We start from the raw sequence: 23204 nt of genomic DNA, 5'->3' as shown, positions 1-23204 counted from the left end.
GCCGGGTGGTGGCGACCCGAAACGTTGCACGAACTCGTTCTGCGCCACGGGAAAGGCATTCCGGACAAGTGCGCGCTGGTGTCCGGTGACCGGCGGATGACCTACGGGGAGCTTGCCGCCACCGTCGATCGCGCGGTCGGACGGCTCTCGGAGCGGGGCGTGCGGCGCGGCGACAAGGTCACGGTGCAGCTCCCCAACAGCATCGAGTTCGTCGTACTCCTGCTCGCGCTGATGCGGATCGGCGCCCTGCCGATGCTCCTCCTCCCGACGCTTCGGTCGTACGAGGTCGAGCGCGTCCTGAAGCTGACCGGCAGCCGCGCAATGGCGCTGACGCACCGGATGCGGCGGTTCGACCACCTCGCGATGGTTCAAGAACTTCGTCCCCGGCATCCGCACCTCGACCTGCTGCTGGTCGCGGGCGAAGAACTGCCGTCAGGCAGCGACATCGTGGATATGTCCGAATTGTGCAGTACCTCAAGCACTTCCGGCTGCTCCGTAGTACCCATCGATCAGCCGCAGCCACAGGATGCGGCCGCGCTGCTTCTCTCCAGCGGAACTTCCGGGCCGCCCAAGGTGATCGCTCGCACGCACGAGTCCCTCGGTCACGTCATCCGGACCAACTCGGCGGTGGCCCGGATTGATGCGGACACGGTGTACCTCGCGGTCATGCCCGCCGCGCACGCGTTCACCTTGTCCTGTCCGGGAACTCTGGGTGCTCTCGCCGCCGGCGGGAGGGTCGTGCTCGGCAGCGCGGAAGACCCGCGGCGTGCACTGCGCCTGATCGAGCAGGAGCGGGTGACCCATTTCGCCGCGGTACCGGGACTGCTCAGCCAGTGGTTGGACGTGCTCGACGTGGATCGCTTCGACACCTCCAGCCTCGCCGTGGTCCAGGTCGGAGGCGCCAGGCTGGAGCCCGCCGCAGCGGAGCGCGCCCGGTCGGCGCTGGGCCCGGTCGTGCAACAGGTTTACGGCATGACGGAAGGCTTGTGCAACGCGACGAGGCTCGACGATCCGGCGGATGTGGTGTCGTCCTCGCAGGGGCGGCCCGTCTCGGCCGCCGAGGAAGTGCTGATCGTCGACGACGGCGGCGCACCCGTTCCACCCGAGCACCCCGGGCAGCTGCTGACCAGAGGCCCGGCGACGGTCGCGGGCTACTACCGGGACGCGGCAGCCACCGAAAACGCCTTCACCGCAGACGGCTTCTACCGAACCGGCGATCTCGTCCGGCAGCTGCCGAGCGGTGATCTCCAGGTCGTCGGGCGGATCAAGAACGTGATCAACCGCGGCGGCGAGAAGATCTGCGCCGAGGAGCTGGAGCAGCTCGTCCGGGAACTGGACAACGTCGCCGAGGTGGCGGCCGTCGCAGGCCCGCATCCGATGCACGGCGAGATCGTGTGCCTCTACGTGGTGCCCGCCGGTGACGTGTCTCCCGAACTGCGGGAAGTGCGTCTGCACCTGGAATCCCGCGGGGTGGCCCGGTACAAGATGCCCGAGCGCCTGGAACTCCTCGACGCGATGCCGTTGATCGGGGTGGGCAAGCTCGACCGCGCCGCGCTGCGCGAAGCCGCGGCGGCGCGGTCATAGCCGGTGTTCGGCGCTGATCTCCAGGAGCTGGAAGGTGACCGGCGCGTTTCCGGTCCGGTGCGTGGCCCGCTGCATCTCGGTGACGCGCAGGTCCATCAGAGCGGCGAGCGCTCGCAGCCGAGCGAGGTCACCGAGGCTGTTGAATCCCAGGAACAGCCGCCCGTTCTCGGTCAGCCGCGCGATCCCTTCCCGGAGGTAGCGGTCGTGCGCGGCATAGCCGGGATCGAAGATCGCCCGCTGCGTCGGGAGGGCGCAGTCGAAGTCCGCTGGTGCCGGGATCACGTTGGAGTTCCAGAAAACCACGTCGAAGCGCTGGTCGGCGTCCAAGGCGTCGAACATGTCACTGCGGAGCACCCGAACCCGATCCGCCACCCCATGGCGGGCGGCGTTCATCCCGGTGTTGCGCACCGCTGCCGGGACGATGTCCACTGCGGACACCGAAGCGCAGCCGCGCAACGCCGCGGTCACCGCGATCACGCCTGTGCCGCAACCTATTTCGAGGAAACTTCCGCCGTTCGGGTAAGGCAACCACTGAGAGAAAAGCTCGGTGGATGCGGTGTGGATCGGCGCGAACACCTCCGGCAGCAGATCCCACCGGAGTCCCAGCAGCTCGAACTCCGCCGGCCGACCCTCGAGTTCGCCGTGCCGCTGCGCCAGCCGCACACCCACGTCGAACGACGACTGCTGCGCGGGCCCGAGCGCCCGTGGCAATTCTCCGGTGGACATCTGGAAAATCTCCTAACGCAAGACTGCGATCACGATGGTTTCTGCGTTCTCGCCCGCATCGGGCAGGAGGAGCCTTTCGATGTTCATCCTTGAGGAGCATGTTGCCCACTTCAATCATCCGAGAGCATGAAAGTCGTTTCCAGTAGGAGGATTCGGGTCGGACCCACACGTGTCCCGCTGCGATCAGGAGGTGTGCGCGAGGATGGCCCGGGCGAGCGGTTCGTGCACCTGCGGCGGCAGCGTGTGGCCCATGCCCTCGATCATCATCAGCTCGGCGTCCGGGATCTCCTCGGCGATCAGCGCGCCGTGGCCCGGCTTCACCGGCTCGTGCGTGCCCTCGATGACCAGCGTCGGGGCCTTGATCCGGGCGAGCGCGCCGACCGGTTCGAAACCGGAATCGGACATCGCGGCGAGCCGGTGGTTGGCGACCGTCGCGGGATCGCGGTCCCGGTCGAAGATGCGCTCCTCCAGCCGCCGCTGCTCGTCCTCGTCGAACGGGATCGCCGGGCCGTGCAGCACCCGCGCGGTCTCGATCGCGAAGTCGATCTGGGAGCGCCGGTCGGGCGCGGGCGGGTTCACCGCGGCCTCGCCGAAGTGTTCGATGAACGCCTGGGTGGGGTAGGGGAGCGCGCCCGGCTGCGGGTCCTCGCCCATCAGGGCGCGCATCAGGGTGGCGCCTTCCCCGCGGCCGAGCGGCGAGGACCCGATCACGGTGAGGGACAGCACCCGCTCCGGCTGCTCGGCCGCGATCCACTGGCCGAGCAGCCCGCCCGCCGAGTGGCCGACGATGTGCGCCCGGTCGATTCCGTACGCGTCCAGGACCGCCAGGACGTCGTTCTTGATGTCGGCCCAAGAGTAGGGATCGGCTTCGAAGTCGATCGCGCTCGACTTCCCGGTGTCGCGGTGGTCGTACCGGATGACGCGGCGCCCCGCGGCGGCGAGCCGGCCGACGAACCCGTCCGGCCAGAGCACGCCCTGCGACATCGAGCCCATCACCAGCAGCACCGGAGGCTGGCCGGGGTCGCCGAACTCTTCGGTCCACAGCTCGACGTTCCCGTTGGCGATCATTCGTTCGGCAGTCATGCGTAGCTCCTCTTCGCGTCTCATCGATGACGCTGTTCGAAGGGCGCCCTTTTCGGCGTGTGGTGATTTCAGGTCGCTGCGCTCAGCGCATCGAGCCGGGCCTCGGCCGCGGTCTCGGGCGCGGCATCGAGCGCGGCATCGGCTGGTGCTGGCGGACGTCCTTCCGCGCCGGGACGGATCCGGCGGCCTGCTGCTGGATCGCCGTCGCGGCGGCCGTGCTGAAGGTGATTCGCATGCGTCGCTCCTTCTCGTTCCGGCCGGAGGTGCTCCGGGCCGGTGAGGAGAAGCCTGGTCCAGTGCGCGGCCGGTGCCATCCGTAGGACCACTGGGCCCGTGCGAGCCAGTACTGGGATCAGCTCACTGGGAGGTGTTGACCAGGCGAGACAGCTCCGTGCGGGAGGCGACGCCGAGCTTGGGATAGACCTTGTAGAGGTGGTATTCGACGGTGCGTGGGCTCAGGAAGAGGCGCGCGGCCACCTCCTTGTTCGACACGCCGTCCGCGACCAACCGCGCGATGCGAAGCTCCTGCGGCGTGAGGGTGCTCAGAGCGTCGGACTCGCGCCGGGCCGCGGACTCACCGGCGGCGCGCAGCTCGTCGTGTGCGCGCTCCGCCCAGGGCTCGGCGCCGAGTCGCTGGAAGGTCTCCAGAGCGGTGCGGAGCGGCAGACGAGCGTCGCCTCCCCGATGCACGCGGCGCAGGCGCTCCCCGTAGAGGAGCGAGGTGCGGGCCTCCTCGAACGGCGAGCCGCCGTCCCCGGCGTGCAGGCGCAATGCCTCCTCGTACAGCGGGACGGCCTCTTCGCCGTCCTCGGTGACGAGCGCGCGGCAGCGGGCGAGCAGCGCCTGCGATTCCGAGGTGCGCGCGTTCGCCATCCAACGCTCGTACGCCGTCAGCGCGGTGTGCGCGGCGGTCGGCTCGCCGCAGCCGATCGCGGCCTCGACGCGGTCGGGAGTGGAGCGGAGCGTGGAGACGGGATGGCCCGCACCCGGCCCGGCGCCCGCCATCGATTCGAAACGACTGTGTGCCGCCGCGAAACGCCCCAGGCTGAGGTCGAGAAGGCCCAGGGCGTAGGCCGCGACGCTCGCCTGCAGCCCGACGCGGTGCGGGATGGCGATTGCGAGGGCGTCCCGCGCGTAGCGCTCGCAGTCGGCCTCCCGGCCTTGGACGGCCGCGACCACCGCGAGGTTGGCCAGGTGCCCGGCGGTGGAGTTGGTGTAGCCGGCCTCGCGCGCGAGCGCGAGCCCTTCCTCGGCGATCGCGGCGCCGAGGGTGAAGCGGCCGCTGATGCGTTCGGCCCGGGCGACGAACTCCAGAACCACCGGCAGCTGACCGGTCATGCCGGAGACGCGGGCGACCTGCCCGGCGCGGATGATGTACTCCGCCGCGCTGTCGATCTCGCCCAACTCACCGGCCGCGACGGAGGCCCAGAGCAGCCGGTCGGCACGGCCGAGTTCATCGGTCCGCGCGAGCGCACCGCGCAGCAGCGGCACGCCCCGTTCGGCGTCGCCCACGTGCATCGCTGCCATGCCGACGAGGATCGCCCGCAGGAACGGATCGGTGTCCTGGTAGGTCTCCGCGCACCGGCCGATCTGCACGATGGCGGCGGCGTCCCCGACATTGGCGGCGGCCTCGGCGGCATCGGCCAGCATCTGCAGGGCACGAGCGGGGTCGGCATCCTTGGCGCGTTCCGCGCCTTCGGTGAACACGCGCTGCGCCTCGGCGGCGTCGCCCGAGCTGAGCTCGAAGCGGCCGTGCAGCTGAGCCAGCTCGGCGAGCAGACGCGGGTCGTCGGTCAGCTCGCGGGCCTCGGCCAGGCAGCTCTCCGCCCGGCCCGGCAGCCCGCCGAGCCAGGCCGCCGTCGCCGCGTCGGTGAGCCGCCGGGCCCGCACGGTCAGTTCGGGCGTGAGCTCCGCCGACCGCGCCAGCGCGGTCGCCGCGTCGGCGTAACCGCCCCGTGCCCGGGCCCTTTCGCCTGCCTCGGCGAGCCGATCGGCGACCTGCGCGTCCCGCCCGGTCGCCGCGGCGGCCCGGTGCCAGGCCTGCCGATCAAGATCTCCGGACTCCTCCAGCACCTCCGCCAGAGCGGCGTGCGCGGCCTGCCGCTGCGCGAAGGTCGCCGCCGCGTACACGGCGGACCGGATGAGCGGATGCCGGAAGCGGACCGATGAGACCTCGACGATGATCAGCCCGGCCGTCTCGGCGGCCTCCAGAGCGGCTGTCGAATCGCTGCCGAGCCGAGCCGCCGCACCCAGCACCAAGCCGAGCTCGCCGGATCCCTCGGCGGCCGCGACCAGGAGCACGAGCCGCGTCGGCGCGGGCAGTTCCGCCACCTGGCGTCCGAACAGCTCGGCCCCAGCGCTGACCGGCAGCGGATCGGGAAGCGGCACCCGCCCGGTGAGCTGTTCGGGCGTCAGCGTCCCGGCCACCTCCCGCAGCGCCAGCGGATTGCCGCCGGTCAGCGCAACAAGACGCTCGTTCACGGCCGCCGTGGGAACAGCGGCGGAGCACCCGGCGAGCAGCTCGGCCCCGCTCTTCTCGTCGAGTCCGCCAACACGCAGCTCGGGGATGTCGCGCACGACCTGGCCCGCGTTGTCGCGGACGGCGATGAGCACCGCCACACCATCGGCGCGCAGCCGCCGGATCGCGAAGAGGATCGCGTCAGCGGACGCCCGGTCGAACCACTGGAAATCGTCGATGAGGCAGAGCAGGCCGCCATCGGCGGCGGCCTCGGCGAGCAGCGAGAGAACTCCGGCGGAGACGAGGAAACGAGCGTCCTCGGCGGGCGGAGCCGCCAGGCCCAGAGCGCCGCGGACGGCATCGCGCTGCGGTTCGGGCAAGGCATCCAGCAGATCGGTCACCGGAAGCAGGAGCTGGTGCAAGGCGGCGAAGGCCAGATCCGTCTCCGGCTCCGCCCCAGTAACCCGCAGCACGCGCATCGGGGCAGCGGCGGCGTAGTCCAGCAGAGCCGACTTCCCGGCGCCGGCCTCCCCACGCAGAACCAAAGCCCGGCCAGTGCCGCTCCGAGCCGCGCTGGTCAGCTCGTCGATTGCGGCCTGCTCCACCGCGCGCCCGTACAACATGAGGCGATTCTGCAACAGGCGATCAGCCTGGCGAGCCGGGCCAGCCCTCGACGAGCCTGAACGAGGCGACGGCGGCGCTGGTGCCCGACCTGCTGAACCACGGCTGGCGCGATTACGGAGCCCGGGTGGGCTTCTGGCGGGTGATGGAGAGCCTCGACCGGCACGGCATCCGGGCGAGCGTGCTGCTCACGGCCAGGCCTTCCGGGTGAAGGACGTCGACAAGGCGCTGGAGTACATCGCCGGGCACCCCGGGGTGTGCCTGACGACCAGCGACGAAATCGCCGACCACCACGCCCGCACGACGGCCCAGCCGGAATGACGCGGGGTAGTCACCCGTTGACCTGCGCGCAAGCTCAGGTCAACGGGCACTTTCGGCCGTTGGGGCAACAGGATTTGAGGCTCCTGATTCTTGAAAAGGTCCACAATGGACAGATGTTGTCGCGTCCGCCGCCACCCTCGGTCAAGTGCCGGACGAGATCGCACGCCGACAGCCGAGCTCGCCGGCCGACCACGATCGCTCCAGCCCGGCGCGAGCAAGATCGCTATCGTTTGTGCCGTCGGCCGCTCGGGCATCTGGCGGTCGAGCGTGGAGACGTCCGATCCGAGGAGAAGCATGGCTGGGAGTTTCGAGGCGAGCAGTCGCCTCACCGCCTTCGGCAACCAGTTGATCGAAGTGCACATCTGGCTCCGCGAGCAACTGGAAGACCTCCGGGACGACGTCGACGACTACTTCGACGGCAAAGGCCTCCCGTCACGGGATCTGCGGGCCCACTGCCTCTCCTTCTGCTCGGCCCTCACGCGCCACCACACCGGCGAGGACCGCGGCGCGTTCCCGGTGATCGCCGACGAGTTCCCCGAACTGCGCAACGTGATCTCCGAGCTGAAGACGGACCACAACCGGATCGACTGGATCCTGGGCAACCTGGAGAAACTGCTCGGAAACCTCCCGGCGACCCCGGACCCGGCAGCCGCGGCGAACGTGCGCGCGGAACTGGAGGGCCTGTCGGCGATCATGGAAACGCACTTCATCTACGAGGAGAAGAAGCTGATCTCCGTCCTGAACTCGATGAACGTCCCAGGCTGGCGAGAAGCCAAGCCAGACTTCCTGCTAACCGAAGACGACAACAACGAATAGCAGCGGCGCATCTCGACCGGGACTAGGCCGGTCGAGATCACCAGGCGCGGCAGAGCGCAAGAACACCACCCCGATTTCGCAGCGACCTGATGCCAAGGCCGGTTGAACTCGTCGAGAGGCCGATCGTGCCTGCACCGTGCCCTCAGCTGTGCCTCTTGCCGGTTCGTTGCTCGTAGCCGGTCAGCTGTACCGCGACGGGCCACATGCTCCGGTCGAGAGCTCCCAAGAGCTGGTTCTCCAGGCGAGGAGGGCGTTCTAGCGGCGCGAAGACGGCTTTCCAGGCCGGTGTGAAGTAGATGAGTCCCCGGATTCGTGTTGCGACGACAGGGCTTCCGGCGTAGTCGGGGAGCGATGGCGGCGTCCAGTGGGTGCCCGTCTCGCGCCTCACCGCCTCCACCTGCTCCCGCAGCTCGGCTTCCACGACTTCCCTGCACCGGTCGTACTCTTGCCGCGGCATGGTCACGAGCAGCAGCAGCCGCTCCGGAGGCAGGGTCCGCATCGCCTCGCCCAGTTCCCACAGGGTGCCCGCTCCGCGGCCGAGTACGAGGACTACGAGGCTCGCGCCTCGCATCATTTCCCGCACCGGCTCCTGCCAGCCGTCGAAGGGCAGGTACACGCGCGGAACTCCGACGTGCGGTGCTCGCTCTCCCGGTCGTCCCACGCTTACCGGGAGCCCGGCCCACGCGAGCGCGTCGGCGAGTCGCTCCTCCTCCGGATTGCCGGCCGTGAAGAAGCCGCGCACCAACGAGGTCGGCCGGGGAATCCGGTGCAGCCGGGCCAACTTGGGGTCCTCGTCGAAGGATCGGAGATACAGCGCGTATGAACCCGCCACCAGGTCCTTCGGCGAGGAGATGATGTGCTGGACGCGTCGGCCACCTGCACGGAGCAGGCCGTTCCCCAGCGCCAGCAGTGCTATCCCGAGAATCAGCGGGAGGACGGAGACCGATAGCGGCGCTCCTCCGCCCGCAAGAAGTTCCCACGTGTACCGGAGACCGATCATGACCCCGGTACAGCCCAAGCCGCAGGCTCCCATCCCACCTATGGCCATCAACCCGATGCCCGCCCGGCGCGTCGGCCGGGGCATCGAGCGATTTAGGGCAGCAAGGCTCTCCGTGCGCTGGGGGAACCCGTGCTCATCCCGGTACGCGCTGATTCGGGACAGCATGATCTGGCCCATCCAGCGAAGGTTCTCGCCTTTCGCGAAAACGAGCAGTCCGGCGGCTCCGACCAGGGAACCAATGAAAAGAGGTTCGGTGTCAAACCCGAGGCTGAGATCCCGTGGATCGCCGGGAAGCGTGGTCAGCGCGTACAACTCCGCCGCGACCGTTGCGGCCGTTCCTAGGAGGCACCCCAGCCAGCCTCCCCAAAGAGCGAGGATTCCCGGCTGCCAACGATCTGCGGGCAGGGAGTAATCAGCCCACCCCGTCGCGCGCACGCGGTCGTGGCGGTTCTCGCGGGCGAACGTAGCGGCACGGGTCATCAGGCCGACTACGCCCTTGGTGGCGAGCAGCACGGTGAGGAGGTAGAGCACGACGGCCCCAGGGACGAGCAGCGCTATCAGCGCGGCGCCGAGGAGGTGTACCGTGCGCGAGCCCGCGAGCGGCTTGGCGCCCGCAACGGCGTAGACGAGCACGAACACGGCGGGGATCACCGAGTGCGTGACGACGGGCCAGTCCTGCGGGTTGATCATCACCACCGTGAACACGCTCGACCCGAGGTCGATACCGGCGAAGGTCGTCTGACTTCGGTGCTGATGCCAGCGCATCACGGTCACCAGGACGAGAATCGCCGAACCCAACAGGAGCGCTCGACGAGCGAGAAACAGCAGCAGGCGCCGCCCCCTGTACAGCTCGCGGTACGCCAAAAGCCTCGAACTCGGGTCGTCGCTCCACGCCCGGGCACCGAACCGCGCGAACACCTTCCACTGCATCCGCACTTCAAGGACGGCGAAGGGGATGAGGAACGCGCTGATCACCAACGAGGCCAGCACGATCGCGGGCCCGTAGGACGGCCAGACCCCGTACGCCCACTGGAAGAGCGCGGCGACCACATCCTGCACGCAGCCCCCCAGTTGCTACGAGATCACGATCGCGGTGACGCCAACAAGGTACGCCGACCAGAAGAGCAGCGGAACCCGATTGCTCGACATGAGCCAGCGGGAGATGCCGGCCAATTCCGGTGCGTGCTCTCGCCATTCGACGTGAGCACGCCACTCCGGTCCTGATTCTTGTGCCAGGCGCTGCCGAAGCGCCAGCCGTCCACCACCAGCCGCACACACGCAAAGGCCGGGACGAGGGCGGCCCTCCGCCTCGAATTCGAGGCCCACCCAAGTGCCGTCACGGCTGGTCAGTTCGGTTCGTCGCACGCCACGAAGCTACTCGGCACGTAACTGCGAGGACGGATCTCCGCTCGTCGATTTGTATGATCATTCGGGATCTTCGTGGCCGCCGCGCGTTTCGACCAGTACCGCGGTGGCGTCGTCGCGAGCTTTGTTCCGCGGCACCCGGGCCCCGAGGGGGTCTCGGTTCTCGGCGGCCCGGACTTGCTCGACCAACCCATCGGGCCCGGCCTTCTGCATCGTCCGCAGAACGTCGGTGGCTGTTTTGATCGAGGTGAGGTCGAGTGCACGCATGCCGTCGTCGCTGCACACCGCGAGACGCACGACCTGGTCGACCGGAACCGCGCGCCGGCGAGAGAGTGGGTGGCGGCGTCGGGATCGTTCGAGGCGATCCAGTAGCCGCCCTCCTGGTTCCGCGAGGCCAATTCGACCTCCTTCATCGCCAGGATCGCCGCCATCTTCTCGTCGGTGCCGATGAGGAACTTGTCGCACTCCCTGCGTTCATCCGAGCCGGTGTGGCTGACGCGGTCGTCGCAGGTCGCGACAACACCGTCGCTGGTGGTTTCGACGATGACCGTGATGTCCCCGAGGACGATCCATTCCAGGAGCTCGGACGTCCAGCGCACCAGGCCGACCGCCGCAGAAGGCGTACCGCGATGCTCAAGGTCGCAGGTATCGGTGTGAGCCGCAGCAACCTGCCGGATCGCACCGGCCAGCACATCCCGCAAGTCCCTGGCGTGGTCGGCGGCGTTCGCGACCAAGGATGCGCCGAACGTGCGGACATACCACGGAAGTCCGTGGACACAGCCGGTATCCGTGCGGATGGTCGCTCCGTCGAGAACGACTACAAGACCGTCCGCGGCAACGAACCAATCTTCGTTCGGTTTGTTCCCACTGGGTTGGGTGTGCGCGGTGATGTGCACCGATGTCCTCCCTGAAACGATCAGCTCGCCGTCCAGTTCACGGCGAACACCACCACGACCACCAGCGCCCAGACGGATCAAAACAGGCGGCAGCGTCCCCGCTGCGTCGTGTCGGGGGCAGTCGCTCGACGACGACCTGGGCGGCGCGTGCACCCGCCGCCGGCGCATGATCCGCTCCGACAACAAGGTCAACTGATCGGTTACCAGTTCGACCCGGTCGCAGAGGACCAAAGCCCCAGGTTGATGCCCCGCCGTCAACGGCATGCTGGAACCGGTCATGGCGTCAGCGGCCTCCTGAGCCTTGGCGTGCAACCAGTGAGGTGTCACAACTCGTGCGCGGTTGTCCGGTCAGGTGAGCGGACCCTCCGCACCCCGTCCTCATCAGGGAGGTCTTTCCATGTCGGACATCGAGTCGACGACCGCCGGGCAGAAGCCACCATCGAACGCGTGGCAGTCGGCGATCACCGTGGTGCAGGAGGCGGCGCCTCCCTTCATCCCGACGGGTGCGCACGCGATGACCATCGTCGTCGAGTTCCCGCCGGGCGACCCTGGCACCCCGCCACACCGGCACTCCGGGCCGGCCTTCGGTTATGTGCTGGACGGCGAGATGGTGTTCGAGGTCGAGGGTGAGCCGGCGCGTGTCGTCCGGCGCGGCGAGGCGTTCTGGGAGCCGGGCGGCGACGTCATCCACTACCAGGACGGCAACAACCGCGACGACATCCCGGTGCGCTTCACCGTCACCATGCTCTGCGAACCGGGCAAACCGATGCTTACCTTCGTGGACGAGGAAGAGCTCGTCCGGCGTAAGAACCGCCGGGCACCGCGCACGAGCTGACCGCGAGCCCCGTCGTGTTCAAGGCTCGGGCATGTCATCTCCGAGAACACGGAGGTCAAAGAAATGAAGATCGCTGTCATCGGTGGGACCGGGCTCATCGGATCGAAGGTGGTCAAGATCCTGAACGCGAGCGGGCACGAGGCGGTGCCGCACTCGCCGTCCACCGGTCTGGACCTGCTCAGCGGGCAGGGCCTGCCCGAGGCGCTGGACGGGGCCGACGTCGTGGTCAACCTGACGAACTCGCCGACCTTCGACGAAGCCTCGCCCGAGTTCTTCCAGAAGACCATGGACAACCTGCTGACGGCAGCCGAGGCCGCCGGCGTCGGCCACGCGGTCGTCCTCTCGATCGTGGGCGCCGAGAAGGTGCCGGGCCTGGTCTACTACCGCGCCAAGGTGCTGCAAGAGGACATCCTCAAAGCCGGCCCCCTGTCCTACTCGATCGTGCGCGCCACGCAGTTCTTCGAGTTCATCGACGCGGTGTTGTCCTGGACCGCCGACGAGAACACCGTCCGCCTGCCCACGACGCGTGTCCAGCCCATGGCCGCGGCCGACGTCGCCCAGGCCGTGGCCGACGTCGCCGTGGGCCCTCCGTTGCAGGGCACCCGCAACGTCGCCGGGCCCGAGGTCTTCGCGCTCGACGAGCTGGGCAAGATCACCCTCGCCGCCCGTGGCGACCATCGCCTCGTCATCGCCGACAACAGCGCCGGCATGTTCGCCGCTACCCCGCGCGACGTCCTCATCGCCAAGGACGACGCAGTCATCGCCAAGACCGCCTATCGGGACTGGCTCGCGCGCTGACCCGGCTTGGCGTAGAGCTTCGCGGGCTGTGCGGTAGGAGGCACGTGTGACGGCGGGCCGCAACTGCAGCATGCCAGCGGTATTCCTCGTTGCCGGGGCGATACCCGCCGTGCGGCACCGTTTCCTCGCAACGGCTGCGGCCACTTGGCGGGGCGCGGTGCCCGATGATCAGGTCCCTGTGGCGGATCGACGTGATCTGGTGCTGCTGCCAGGCTTGGCGGGACGTCACGGTCCAGGGGAGTGGTTCCTATGCGCCGGGCACGCGGATTGTTGGTCGTGTTGGGCGCTGCCGTGGTTCTCGGCGGCACGGTGAGCGCCACGGCGAGCGAGGACGTGGTCGGCAGGCGAGGCGACTGGCCGAGTTGGCAGGGCGATCTTGCCGGATCGAGGTTCAGCCGCGCGGAGCACCGGATCACTCCGGACACCGTCGGAGAGCTGAAGCTCAAGTGGGCGTTCGCGTACCCGAAAACCGGGGCGTGGGTGAAGAGCCAGCCCGTCGTGGTCGGCGACGACGTGTTCTTCGGCGGACCGGACCAGCAGTTCTACGCGGTCGATGCCCGCAGCGGAAAGCTGAAGTGGCAATTCGACCTGACCTCGGTGGGCCCGGGCACGATGGACGGGGTCGCGTTCAACGGGGCGACCGGACCTGCCGTCGCCGAGGGCAAGGTCTTCTTCGGCGACAGCCGGGGCTACGTGTACGCGCTGGACCAGCACACCGGAAAGCTGGTCTGGGCGGTGCACACCGAAGACCACCCGCGCGGATGGCACACCGGTTCGCCGCTGTACTACCAGGGCCGGATCTACCTCGGTGCCTCCAGCGCCGAGCACGGCGTCGGCCCGGACTACCCGTGCTGCACCTTCCGCGGGCACATCGACTCCCTCGACGCCGCGACCGGAGCGCTGATGTGGCGCCACCACACCGTTCCCGAACCGCAGGCCGTCGGAACCTGGCCCAGCGGTGCGACCCGGTACGAGCCCTCCGGAGCGGGCGTGTGGGGTTCGCCGGTCATCGACGAGACGACCGGCACGCTGTACGTGGGCACCGGGCAGAACTACTCCGGAAACGGCGGTGACTTCGACACCCTGCTCGCGCTGGATGCCCTTGACGGCACGCTGCGGTGGAAGCAACAGGTCACCGACGCGGATAGTTGGCGAGATCTGTGCAACGTCCCCGATTCGGAGGGCTACTGCCCCGGCCTGAAGGACAACACGGCGCTGGACTTCGACCTGGGGGCGACGCCGAACCTCTTTCCGGTGCAGGGACGAATGCTGGTGGGCGTCGGCCAGAAAAGCGGTGTCTACCACGCCTTTGACGCGCGGACGGGTGAGGTGCGTTGGCGGCGGCAGTTGTCGGTCCCTGCACCGCTCGGCGGAGCCACCGGCATTCAGTGGGGAAGCAGCTACGATGGTCAAAACCTTTACGTGGCAACCTACTTCGCCGAACCCGGCACCCTGAATGCCCTGGACCCGGCCACCGGAGAGGTCGTGTGGACAACGCCCAACCCGGCCAACGGCTGCGATTGGGGCGGCGCGGCGACGTATCCCGATCAGTGCGTGCTGGCGCACACCCCAGCGGTCACGTCCAGCCCAGGGCTTGTCTACGAGGGCAGCACCGACGGCAAGATGCGGGTGTACGCGGCAGGCACGGGCGAGGTGCTGTGGGAGTACGACACTGTGCGGGATTTCGTTGGCACCAACGGGTTGATCGGACGCGGAGGCTCGGTTTCCGGCAATGGTGGCGCGGTCGTCGCCAACGGAACGCTCTACGTCCAGGCCGGGTACTACCCGATGTACCCCAGCGACCACGGCAACGTGCTACTGGCATTCGACGTGCCCTAGGGATCGTGCCCGCCGATTCATGCGATGACTCCGTCGAGCCGCAGCCCGGGGATCGAGGCATCGGAACTCCTCATGGAGTAGATGGGTGAGCCTCCCACAACATCAATTGCGGAAATGGCACAGTCCTCACCGTGTCGTTGGGTGATCTGCCGACCTGGTTGCCGGCCTGGTGCGTGGACCAGTTGGGCGACGAGCCGGTCAGTGTTCTGTTCGAGCTGCGGTCGATCTCGGCGGTGTTCGGACTGCGGTTGGCCGGCGGGCGTGACGTCGTGGTGAAGGCGCGGGAGGACGACGGCCGCGCCGCGTCGTGTGTTGCTGCGCAAGCCCGGTTGGCGGAGCGGGGATTTCCGTGCCCCCGGCCGCTCACGCCCGCGGTCGGCATCGGTGCGCTGGCCGTTCACGCCGAGGAGTCCCGGCCCGGCGGTGAAATGCTGTGCGGCGACTCGGAGGACGTCGCGATGCGCTGCGCGGCGGTGTTCACCCGGCTGATGGCTGAGCTGGCCGATGTGACCGTCGCGCCGCCGCTGCCGAACCCGCGCTGGGTGCGTTGGGACCACGCGGATGCCGGGCTGTGGCCGGCGATCGAGTTCCTCGATCAGCGAGATCAGAGCGCCGTGCCCGCGTACGTCGTCGAGGCGGCCGACCGGGCCCGCAAGCGGATGCTGGCCGCCGACCTGCCATGCGTGCTGGGCCACGCCGACTTCGAAGCGCAGAACCTCCGCTGGCGCGACGGCCACGTGTGGGCTGTGCACGACTGGGACAGCCTGGCGTGGCAGCCGGAGGCGGCGCTGGTGGGCGCGGCGTGCGGGGCATTCGCCAGTGCCTCGCCGCCGACCCTGGCCCCAATAGAGAGCTCCGCCGCGTTCCTGGCGGCTTACCAGGACCTTCGGGGGCGCCGGTTCACCGCGGAGGAGCAGGAGATCGCGTGGGCGGCCAGCCTGTGGCCGGCAGCGCACAACGCCCGCTGGGAGGCCCTGCACGGCGACCCCCCGGTGTCTTGTGACGCCGTCCGCGCCCAGTCAGCCGAACGCCTCCGCCGAGCGAACGCCTGATCACCAACGCCAACCTTCCGCCTGACTACGCCGAGCTCGTGGTGCTCATCGCTGATGGACTGCGGCGCACTCGTCCAGCCTGGTCGCGGAAAGCATCGTGCCGCTCAGCCGCGGTGTGCTGTGATGTGGCTGCCAGTGGCCGATGAGGGGAGCGGGAATGCGCTGGGGCGAGTCCGACGTCAACGGCAGGCGGGCGTGCGACGAATGCGGGCACGCGCGCAGCGAGCACAGCACGCAGGGCTGCCTGGCGGACGTGCCGTACACCAGGGCCGACGGTGTGGGCCGGGTGGACTGCCCGTGCGGGCTGTACTGGACGAACGACTACACCAGCGTGGTGGAGTGGCCCTGCAGCTGCGGGCACCGCAAGCACAACGGCGAGTGCCGCTACCCGGGCTGCCGATGCGGCCACGAACGGCCGGTGTGGCAAATCGACCCCGGCCAAGGGATATGACAGCGACCGACCCCGGCAACGACCCGGACGCGCTGCCCGCTTATGGGCCCTGCAATCCACCGGGATAGGCCGCTTCAACATGCGAAGAAGCAAGCACTCGCTCCTTCAACCTGATCAAGCAGTGGCGGGGCTCGCGACCCGCTACGCAAGCACGCCGTGATCTACCGCGACGGCGCCGTCCTGGTCGCGATCATCAACTGGTTACGCACGCCTTGGCAAGAAAGTCCTCAACGTTGTTCACCACCGCGGCGTAGGCGCCGTCGACGTCCTGGAACTCGGGACAGAGGTCAGTCACCTCGCCATCGAGCAAGTAGCCCACGTCAGCCCAACCACCAGTCCAGACGACAACTTCGATCTCGTCATCGGGATCTCGCCGCAGCCGAATCCCGATTGACTCGGGAACCTCAACAGCCGCGCGATCGGACACGATCGGTTGGGGCCAGGACGCCTGCTCATCACGCCAGGTCAGACTGGGTGCCCCCGGTGAGATTCGTACAGCATCTACACGGGGGCACACCCGCCGTGAGCTGCTGATTTCCAACCAGGTGTCAATTGCACAACGTCGCTGCCGCACGCGAAACGAAGCTTGATGAACCTCGGCAAGATAATCACCAGCGGCTGCCGCCTGGTGGAACCGTCACTGCTGCCCAAACCATGGTTCCTGCCCACTTGGGGACGACTTCACCGATTCGGTACCCCGCCGCAGGAGAACAATCGTCCCGGCTTGGGACTACCTAAAATCACTTGAGATGACTTCCCAGCAAAGCGAGATCTGCGGCGACCCGCGCGCAGAGTATCCACCTACGCGCATACCTTCCTGCCCGAACAGGCGCTTCAGGACTAAATCATGCACAAAATCTGACTCTCTGTCCACGATGCCGACCCTCATCTTGCTCCGTCCGAGTGGTCTTCTAGCTCAAGCAGAAAACCTCAACTATCGAACAGTTGTATTCGGTAGCGTTATGTGCATCAACCCTCCTTCGAGGATATAAAAGGAGTTCGGATGGACGCAATGGCGGATGTTGTCACGCCTGCTGTAACCGCATTGTCCCAGGCGGCCACGACAGATGCCTGGAAGGGGCTATGTGCAGGACTTGTTCGAATTTTCAGCAGAGGGGATGACAGCGAAGCCGAGAGAGCGGGAGACGATCTCGACCGCACCAGGGAAAAGTTTATCGACGCGATCGATCACGAAGATAATGATCGAGTTGAGCGACTAAAAGCTCGATTGGCCTTGCAGATTCAAGAATTCCTTGACGATTACCCCGACGAAGCTGAAGCTATCCGCGAATTGGTTGAAGGATACGAAACTGTCGACGGCTCGGCCGATACCGTGCACAACGTTGTAAACAAGAGCATTGCTCTTTTTCACGGGAAAGCAATCTCGGGGTACAACGTGAACGTTAATCTCCCTTCGGATAGTTAAAATGATGCCAACTGGGGATGATTCTTATGAGGACAACAGTCCACAGAAATCGCAAAATGTTGCGGTATCACTAGGTGGCGGCACATCTGTCGCAGCCAACAAGGTAGACCTAAACCACATCCATACCCACGCTCTCAGCCATCAACAAGTCGGACCATCCGAGATCGATTCCGCCGCTCTAGACTTTGTTGCCCCGGAGAACTATCAAGAGATAAAAAGGCACTTGCTGGAAAACAATCTCGTTGTTCTGAACGCAAAACGGGGGCAAGGACGACACACGGGAGCCCTACGACTGGTTTTGGACGTACAAAATGAGATGCGTAATTCTGCACCTATACGTGACGTTTGGCGACTGAAACCTTCCGGGCTAGAGCCTCAACTTACCACCATCCCCAGGATTAAGGGGCACATCTTCGTACTCGACCTATCAGACAACACTGACAGGTTGGACGATGGGACCGACCTTCACCCCAAAGAATCATTTGGATCAGGCCTCAAAGATTACGCAAATCTGCTAAAGGTCGACAATAGTTTCCTCATTATTGTTGTTACTCCACAAGCGTGGGAATACTGTCGCGAAGTGTCCGATGAGGACACCTTTTCGTGGAGGCCGCCAAGTGCTCGAACGATCATAACCGAGCGCCTCAAGGGGAGCTTGAAGAGCCATGAGCGGATTTCTTGGCTGGGTGATCAACGATTCGACGATATCCTATCCAGGAGCTCGCTACTTCCGCCTGCCGAAGCCGTAAGATTAGCTAGATCGATCGCGCGCGCAAAAGACAATACCAGCGAGCAAATGGACGCGAAGAGCGTTGCTCTTGACGAATTCAAGCACTGGTCAGGCCACTTGCGGCGCTGGTTTCGCAACCACCCTAATGTCTTTGATCGCGCCGTAATTATTGCCGCGGCGGCCTTAGGGAAGAGTCGAGCGCAAGATGTCGTAGACGCCGCGGATTCTTTGTTAAGACTGGTCGGTCAGCCCAGTTCTGAGGAAAATCCGCTTAGCGCACCGGACTTGATAGAGCAGCTTGCGAACACAGGTGCAGAAATCGGCGATGATGATTCAGTCAACCTGAATGAATATCGACCAGAATTTGATCAATCAGTAATCGAGCATGTCTGGAAGCAACGCCCTAAGACTCGGGAGCACTTAGAAACGTGGCTTTTGCAGCAGGCAACAGGTGTGCACGCTACGGAAGATCAACGAAAACGAATTGCCTCAGTAATGGTGCGTCTTGCCAGCAGTCGCGATGCTGGCGTCTATTTGGTTAACTTCCTAACTAAATTCGCTGGCGAGGGCAAAAAGCATCACGATCTTGCGGTTGATCTACTCGACGGAGCGGTCTTAGATCCAGTCCTAGGTCCTTATGTTCGTGGACGACTATTGGGCTGGGCGTCGTCGAAGACGGCGTTGCTCCTTGGTCTAACTGCGGCAGCCTGCGGAAAAAGGCTTGGCCATGAGCGCACCGATTTGGCCCTCAATAGGTTGGCAAAAGTACTGGCCAACCCTTCCTCGTCACAGGACGTCTTAGAAATCACAGGGCAGGCGCTTAACAAAATTTCCTTTGAACGTGAGCGAAGGCTCAAAGTGGTCCGCTCTCTCTCGCATCTTCTGCAGACTTCGCCTCGTGCCGGCGCAAAGGCGTTCCTACGACTTGTGTATTTTACTTCAGGCTCTGTAGTGCCAAGTTTGCTTGAGGATTCACGGAATGATGTAAGTATCCGTTTCATTCTTATTGACTGCTGGAAGTCGGCATGTACCGCCGTAGGCGCACAGGAGTGCGCTGAGTCTATGCGAAGCTGGTTTTCATCTATTGGATCGGCCTTGCCGGAAGATATGGTACTTGAAATCTGCCTTCCGGCCCTACGTGCGGACTCAGATAAGAGTCTTGCCGCATCGGTGTTCGAAGGGAATAGCAATCGTCGGGTCTTGCAGATAGTTATGCGTGAAATTGTGTCCGCTCGCACATCTCTCAGGGAGGAGTGATGCGAATGCGCCGTCGAAATAGGCAAGTGGCGGACAATTCGCGCGAGCAATTTCCCTCGAATTCGAATAGAATCCGAGTGTCCAGTAAAGTACCTGGAGCCGATTTCGAAGCGACCCTTCTTCCCCGGTGGAGAAAGGATCAAGAAAATCCTTCCGAAGTCGACGCCAGGGCGGTCGCCATAAATCATCTGCGGTCGGTCACCGAGAGAATCGCTAGCACGCGACTGGTGAGACACGCTTCCGCGGCCGAAGTAGAAATCAATGCTGAACTAGCACAAGGAGAGAAATTCGGCACAATCTTCGTGGAGGGGTCAGTTCGTCTTATTCCTGCCGAGGGATCTCAGGATCTAACCAACGACTACTTGAGTGGACTACGCGATGAGCGGATCCGCATCGACAACATGCTGGCTCGTTTGGAGGCACAACTAGGCCTGTTCGAGCGCCAAGACTTGGCATGGATGTGGCTATTCGATCAACGCCCCGATAAGCTTAAATCTATAGATCCCGACAAGTTTCAAGGATTGATTAATAAGTTTGACACTGCGCGCACGCAACAAAGAGAGAAGGAGTTGTGCGGAAGTGATTCTTTTGCTCGGGTCCTTGTCGATTTTATGCATGGGGTCGATCCCGTCAAGTACCATTTTCTGGTCGAATTGTTCCGAGCGTGCCTAGAATCCTTGGGGGAAACGCGCTTCACTGAGCGGGTCGAAAATTTGTCCAAATCCAAACAGGGGCAGGGTGCTCCAGTTGAACAGGAGCCGTCAGGGACGTCGTATGAGTCATAGGTTCACGTTTGACTCCGAAGCCGAATTCGATCGGTTTGCCCCAGCTTATCCGACGCGCCCTGGAAGTAATACGAGATTAGTCCCTGGTTCCCTTCGCGATGTTCCGAATCGCTGTGACCGACTCGTCCGGCCGGACGACACGGATGAGCAGATGTGCGACTGGAATAGTCAGGGCGAGTTAAGGCTCGCGAATGTCGTCTGTACTACGCCGGACGGGTGTATGCGCCCACACTGGACGGATGTTGAGCTTTGCTCAGGTGAGGCGTGCTGAACCGCGCCTGACCAGGACGTTCTCTTCGCTGGGATTGGGTACGCGGTGGCTGACTCGCCGGGGCTCGGGGTCATAAAGGATGGGTTTCGCATTGCTGACCCTGGCGACTTTGCTTGGTGCGCACCGCCTGAAGGAGCCGTCCGCGAATACCGGAGACGAAGCGCGGTGCGGAGGCGGCCGAGAGCCGGTAGCCGAAGGTGTGTCGGGCATCGTGGGGTCGGTGCGTGCCGAGCTGGCGCTCGGTGGCGTCGACTTCGAGATCGTGGATGCAGCCGACGACTTCACCGACGAAGCCATCTAGGTGAGCACGCTCGCTAAGCACGACAACGCGTTCGTCAAACCTGCGATCAACTCTGGTTGGTGGAGGCTCTGATCACCAGGGTCGGCGGGAGACGCACGGATTCCGGTGACTCCCCGGTCATGACTTGCGCGAGCATGTCGACTGCGGCCTTGCCCATCTGCTTGACGGGAGTCCGCACCGAGGTCAGCGGGATGGGCAGTTCGGCGGCCAGCGGGGTGTCGTGGTAGCCGGCGACCGCTAGGTCTTCGCCGGCTCGGATGCCGTGGTCGCGCAGGGCACCGATCGCGCCGATCGCGGCGAAATCGTTGACGGCGAAGATCGCGTCCGGCGTCGGGCCGTGGGCGAGCAGTTCGTCGGCGCCCTGGTGGCCCTCCTCGACATCGAGTCCCGCCTGGACGATCCGATTCCCGGGCACCTCGATGCCCTCTTCGCGGTAGCGGTCGACGAATCCGGCCGTGCGGTCGCGGGCCGTGCTCGCGAACGTCGGCCCGGCCAAGACCGCAGCGCGTTCGAAGCCGCGGTCCAGGAAGTGCTCCGCGACCAGCCGGCCACCGAGGTAGTCGTCGCAGGTCGCGGCCGGGAAGCTGCCCGACCACCTGTTGACCAGCACGAACGGGACGCCTCGATCGGCGAATTCGGTGAGGAACGCGCTGTCGAGGTGGGCGTCGCCGAAGATCATCCCGTCAACGCGGCGGGCGAGCATCATCTCGGCTGCGGTTCGCTGCCGCTCCGCGAGGTCGTCGGTGTTGGTCACAAACGTCGACAGGCCGATGTCTGCGGCGGCGGCGTGGATCCCCTCATAGACCATGGCGAGCACGAGGTCCGACAGGCGCGGGACGAGCACGCCGATCAAGCCGCTTCGCTGGGTGCGCAAGCTGGCCGCGTGCGGATTGGGCCGGTAGTCGAGCTCCTCGGCGATCTGGCGGATCCGCTCGGCGAGTTCGGGTGAGGCTGCCGCGCGCCGCTCCTGTGCAGTTCCGTTGAGCACGCGGGAGACCGTCGAGGGGTGGCTTCCGGCGGCCTCGGCGATGGCACGCAACGTCGCGGGGCGGCGCGGTTTGAGCGGTGCTCCGCGAGGGGCGTCTTGCGTTGGCATCGGAGGAACTCTACCCAACCCCTTGACTCCTGGAGATAAGAACATCATAGTTACCCAAACGTTTGCCCCAAACGTTTGGGTAGGCAGACGGTAATCGTCTGAGCGCGTTCTGTCCAGGCGCGCACCGGAGGTGATCGAGTGAACGTCGAGCTGTTGACGCCCGACCGCGAACGGCTGTGGTCCGATCTGCACGATCTCGCACGGCTGAGCGAGCCGGATTCGGAAGGTTGGACGCGTCGGGTTTTCAGCGAGCCGTACCGGGCAGCCCGGCACTGGTTGCGCCGCCGGATGCACGATGCCGGACTGGAGGTCTCCGTCGACGCCGCGGGCAACATCATCGGTCTGCTTCCCGGCCGTCGCGGTGGTGCTCCGCTGGTCACCGGCTCGCACACGGACACCGTCCAGGGAGGCGGGCGGTTCGACGGGATCGTGGGAGTGCTCGGCGGCATCGAGGTCGCGCGCCGACTGCGGGAAACGGGAACCCGACTCGACCACGATCTCCTCGTCGTCGACTTCCTCGGTGAGGAGTCCAACCCCTACAGCGGTAGCTGCCTTGGAAGCCAGGCGGCGACTGGAGTGCTCACCGCCGAGAACCTGGACCGGGTGGACGCGGCCGGCAACCGGCTTGGCGACGTGGCGACCGCCTTCGGGCTGGACCCCAACGGGATGCTTACGCCCACCTGGGCAACGAGGCCGCTGCACGGTTACCTCGAACTGCACATCGAGCAGGGCCCGACGTTGGAAAAACGGGGGGTCGGCATCGGGATCGTCACCGCCATCGTCGGCATCGAGCGCTTTCTCGCGACCTTCGTCGGCCGGTCCGACCACGCGGGGACCCGGCGGATGGATGATCGGCGGGACGCTTTGGTGGCGGCGGCCAAGACGGTGCTGGCAGTCGAACGCGAAGGGTGCGCGGCACCCGGCAACGCGGTCGCCACCTGCGGTGATCTGCGCGTCGAACCGGGCGCGGAGAACGTGGTTCCGGGGCGGACGCACCTGACCGCCGAGTTCCGCGGCGAGGACCAGGCCTGGCTTTCCGGCGTCCGCGGCCGGATTGTCGAGGAGATCGCGCGGCACAGCGCCGAAAACGGGGTCGAAGCCTTGATCGACTGGACTGCGGACAACCCGGTTGTGCCGACGAATCCGTCAGTGCAGAACCTGACCGCGGTCGCCGCCGACGAGCTCGGCCTGTCGTGGATGCCGATGCCCAGCGGCGCCGGTCATGACGCCGCCCACCTCGCCGCACGCTGCCCGGCCGGCATGATCTTCGTGCCCTCCCGCGATGGTCGCAGCCACTGCCCTGAGGAATGGACCGACGCCGACCAGATCGCCACCGGCGTGCACCTGCTGGCGGCCGGCCTGGTCCGGATGGATCAGGAGGCCACTGTGGACCACGAATTCGGGGGCAGTCGATGAGGTTTCGAACGGGACCTGGCGAGGACGCATCGGCAGATGGTCGCCGGACGGGCAGCGTGCTCCGGTTCATGCTGGCC

20 protein-coding genes are annotated in these 23204 nt (G+C 66.0%); 12 read left to right on the top strand and 8 right to left on the bottom strand.

Going from position 1 to position 23204, the window contains the following annotated elements; genetic code table 11:
* Positions 1 to 24: 24 nt before the first annotated feature.
* Positions 25 to 1584 carry an AMP-binding protein gene (locus AB0I53_RS19670; RefSeq protein WP_358604546.1) on the top strand — a complete coding sequence of 520 codons (1560 nt, stop codon included), beginning with the start codon at positions 25 to 27 and terminating at the stop codon, positions 1582 to 1584.
* Here AB0I53_RS19670 and AB0I53_RS19665 read toward each other — a convergent pair.
* From AB0I53_RS19665 to AB0I53_RS19650, 4 genes are all read right to left on the bottom strand, one after another.
* Positions 1579 to 2310, bottom strand: coding sequence for a methyltransferase domain-containing protein (locus AB0I53_RS19665; RefSeq protein WP_358604543.1), 732 nt, complete (start codon positions 2308 to 2310; stop codon positions 1579 to 1581). The two genes, AB0I53_RS19670 and AB0I53_RS19665, sit on opposite strands and share 6 nt — an antisense overlap.
* Before the next feature lie 183 nt (positions 2311 to 2493).
* Complete coding sequence (locus tag AB0I53_RS19660; RefSeq protein WP_358604541.1) at positions 2494 to 3393, bottom strand: alpha/beta fold hydrolase; 900 nt, start codon at positions 3391 to 3393, stop codon at positions 2494 to 2496.
* Between the two features lie 82 nt (positions 3394 to 3475).
* Complete coding sequence (locus AB0I53_RS19655) at positions 3476 to 3628, bottom strand: hypothetical protein (RefSeq protein WP_358604538.1); 153 nt, start codon at positions 3626 to 3628, stop codon at positions 3476 to 3478.
* A 122-nt stretch (positions 3629 to 3750) separates the two neighbouring features.
* On the bottom strand, positions 3751 to 6474 hold the full coding sequence (locus AB0I53_RS19650; RefSeq protein WP_358604535.1) for a LuxR C-terminal-related transcriptional regulator: 2724 nt from the start codon (positions 6472 to 6474) through the stop codon (positions 3751 to 3753).
* An 80-nt stretch (positions 6475 to 6554) separates the two neighbouring features.
* Between AB0I53_RS19650 and AB0I53_RS19645 the strand changes: the two genes are divergently transcribed.
* Entirely contained in the window at positions 6555 to 6683 is a 129-nt protein-coding gene (locus AB0I53_RS19645; RefSeq protein ID WP_358604532.1) for a hypothetical protein, read from the top strand.
* Between the two features lie 404 nt (positions 6684 to 7087).
* Positions 7088 to 7609: a hemerythrin domain-containing protein gene (locus AB0I53_RS19640; protein ID WP_358604529.1), complete on the top strand. Its 522-nt coding sequence runs from the start codon at positions 7088 to 7090 to the stop codon at positions 7607 to 7609.
* Between the two features lie 142 nt (positions 7610 to 7751).
* Here AB0I53_RS19640 and AB0I53_RS19635 read toward each other — a convergent pair whose 3' ends face one another.
* Together AB0I53_RS19635 and AB0I53_RS19630 are read right to left on the bottom strand one after the other, a co-directional pair.
* Positions 7752 to 9668: a hypothetical protein gene (locus tag AB0I53_RS19635; protein ID WP_358604526.1), complete on the bottom strand. Its 1917-nt coding sequence runs from the start codon at positions 9666 to 9668 to the stop codon at positions 7752 to 7754.
* Positions 9669 to 9955: 287 nt separating this feature from the next.
* Positions 9956 to 11149 (bottom strand): hypothetical protein, encoded by a 1194-nt coding sequence (locus AB0I53_RS19630; protein ID WP_358604523.1) that lies wholly within the window; start codon positions 11147 to 11149, stop codon positions 9956 to 9958.
* A 118-nt stretch (positions 11150 to 11267) separates the two neighbouring features.
* Here AB0I53_RS19630 and AB0I53_RS19625 point away from each other — a divergent pair, with 118 nt between their 5' ends.
* The 5 genes from AB0I53_RS19625 (at position 11268) to AB0I53_RS19605 (ending at position 15845) form a co-directional block, all read left to right on the top strand.
* On the top strand, positions 11268 to 11705 hold the full coding sequence (locus AB0I53_RS19625; RefSeq protein ID WP_358604520.1) for a cupin domain-containing protein: 438 nt from the start codon (positions 11268 to 11270) through the stop codon (positions 11703 to 11705).
* 63 nt (positions 11706 to 11768) lie between these two features.
* Positions 11769 to 12503 (top strand): NAD(P)H-binding protein, encoded by a 735-nt coding sequence (locus AB0I53_RS19620; protein ID WP_358604517.1) that lies wholly within the window; start codon positions 11769 to 11771, stop codon positions 12501 to 12503.
* A gap of 249 nt (positions 12504 to 12752) precedes the next feature.
* Positions 12753 to 14342, top strand: a complete 1590-nt coding sequence (locus AB0I53_RS19615; protein WP_358604514.1) for a PQQ-binding-like beta-propeller repeat protein — start codon at positions 12753 to 12755, stop codon at positions 14340 to 14342.
* A gap of 131 nt (positions 14343 to 14473) precedes the next feature.
* Positions 14474 to 15394: a hypothetical protein gene (locus tag AB0I53_RS19610; protein ID WP_358604511.1), complete on the top strand. Its 921-nt coding sequence runs from the start codon at positions 14474 to 14476 to the stop codon at positions 15392 to 15394.
* A 157-nt stretch (positions 15395 to 15551) separates the two neighbouring features.
* A complete protein-coding gene (locus tag AB0I53_RS19605) occupies positions 15552 to 15845 on the top strand; it encodes a hypothetical protein (RefSeq protein ID WP_358604508.1) in 294 nt (97 codons plus the stop codon).
* A 193-nt stretch (positions 15846 to 16038) separates the two neighbouring features.
* Here AB0I53_RS19605 and AB0I53_RS19600 read toward each other — a convergent pair whose 3' ends face one another.
* A complete protein-coding gene (locus tag AB0I53_RS19600) occupies positions 16039 to 16272 on the bottom strand; it encodes a hypothetical protein (protein WP_358604505.1) in 234 nt (77 codons plus the stop codon).
* A 576-nt stretch (positions 16273 to 16848) separates the two neighbouring features.
* Between AB0I53_RS19600 and AB0I53_RS19595 the strand changes: the two genes are divergently transcribed.
* From AB0I53_RS19595 to AB0I53_RS19585, 3 genes are all read left to right on the top strand, one after another.
* Positions 16849 to 17271: a hypothetical protein gene (locus tag AB0I53_RS19595; protein ID WP_358604502.1), complete on the top strand. Its 423-nt coding sequence runs from the start codon at positions 16849 to 16851 to the stop codon at positions 17269 to 17271.
* Positions 17272 to 17275: 4 nt separating this feature from the next.
* Positions 17276 to 19258 (top strand): hypothetical protein, encoded by a 1983-nt coding sequence (locus AB0I53_RS19590; protein WP_358604499.1) that lies wholly within the window; start codon positions 17276 to 17278, stop codon positions 19256 to 19258.
* Positions 19259 to 19485: 227 nt separating this feature from the next.
* Positions 19486 to 20043 (top strand): hypothetical protein, encoded by a 558-nt coding sequence (locus AB0I53_RS19585; protein ID WP_358604496.1) that lies wholly within the window; start codon positions 19486 to 19488, stop codon positions 20041 to 20043.
* 618 nt (positions 20044 to 20661) lie between these two features.
* Here AB0I53_RS19585 and AB0I53_RS19580 read toward each other — a convergent pair.
* Positions 20662 to 21711, bottom strand: a complete 1050-nt coding sequence (locus tag AB0I53_RS19580) for a LacI family DNA-binding transcriptional regulator (RefSeq protein WP_358604493.1) — start codon at positions 21709 to 21711, stop codon at positions 20662 to 20664.
* A gap of 138 nt (positions 21712 to 21849) precedes the next feature.
* On the opposite strand from AB0I53_RS19580, the gene AB0I53_RS19575 reads away from it, so the two are divergent.
* Positions 21850 to 23127, top strand: a complete 1278-nt coding sequence (locus tag AB0I53_RS19575; RefSeq protein ID WP_358604490.1) for a M20 family metallo-hydrolase — start codon at positions 21850 to 21852, stop codon at positions 23125 to 23127.
* Positions 23128 to 23204 lie beyond the last annotated feature (77 nt).

Source organism: Saccharopolyspora sp. NPDC050389 (assembly GCF_040655595.1).
Lineage (GTDB): Bacteria > Actinomycetota > Actinomycetes > Mycobacteriales > Pseudonocardiaceae > Saccharopolyspora.
The sequence above is the reverse complement of the archived record's forward strand: the minus strand, read 5'-3'. Positions and strand labels throughout refer to the sequence as shown.

Bases quoted from the DNA above. Each gene is read 5' to 3' on its own strand.
- AB0I53_RS19640 (WP_358604529.1), top strand. From the start codon at position 7,088: ATGGCTGGGAGTTTCGAGGCGAGCAGTCGCCTCACCGCCTTCGGCAAC.
- AB0I53_RS19595 (WP_358604502.1), top strand. From the start codon at position 16,849: ATGGACGCAATGGCGGATGTTGTCACGCCTGCTGTAACCGCATTGTCC.
- AB0I53_RS19650 (WP_358604535.1), bottom strand. From the start codon at position 6,474: ATGTTGTACGGGCGCGCGGTGGAGCAGGCCGCAATCGACGAGCTGACC.
- AB0I53_RS19590 (WP_358604499.1), top strand. From the start codon at position 17,276: ATGCCAACTGGGGATGATTCTTATGAGGACAACAGTCCACAGAAATCG.
- AB0I53_RS19615 (WP_358604514.1), top strand. From the start codon at position 12,753: ATGCGCCGGGCACGCGGATTGTTGGTCGTGTTGGGCGCTGCCGTGGTT.
- AB0I53_RS19655 (WP_358604538.1), bottom strand. From the start codon at position 3,628: ATGCGAATCACCTTCAGCACGGCCGCCGCGACGGCGATCCAGCAGCAG.
- AB0I53_RS19625 (WP_358604520.1), top strand. From the start codon at position 11,268: ATGTCGGACATCGAGTCGACGACCGCCGGGCAGAAGCCACCATCGAAC.
- AB0I53_RS19660 (WP_358604541.1), bottom strand. From the start codon at position 3,393: ATGACTGCCGAACGAATGATCGCCAACGGGAACGTCGAGCTGTGGACC.
- AB0I53_RS19620 (WP_358604517.1), top strand. From the start codon at position 11,769: ATGAAGATCGCTGTCATCGGTGGGACCGGGCTCATCGGATCGAAGGTG.
- AB0I53_RS19630 (WP_358604523.1), bottom strand. From the start codon at position 11,149: ATGACCGGTTCCAGCATGCCGTTGACGGCGGGGCATCAACCTGGGGCT.
- AB0I53_RS19665 (WP_358604543.1), bottom strand. From the start codon at position 2,310: ATGTCCACCGGAGAATTGCCACGGGCGCTCGGGCCCGCGCAGCAGTCG.
- AB0I53_RS19605 (WP_358604508.1), top strand. From the start codon at position 15,552: ATGCGCTGGGGCGAGTCCGACGTCAACGGCAGGCGGGCGTGCGACGAA.
- AB0I53_RS19580 (WP_358604493.1), bottom strand. From the start codon at position 21,711: ATGCCAACGCAAGACGCCCCTCGCGGAGCACCGCTCAAACCGCGCCGC.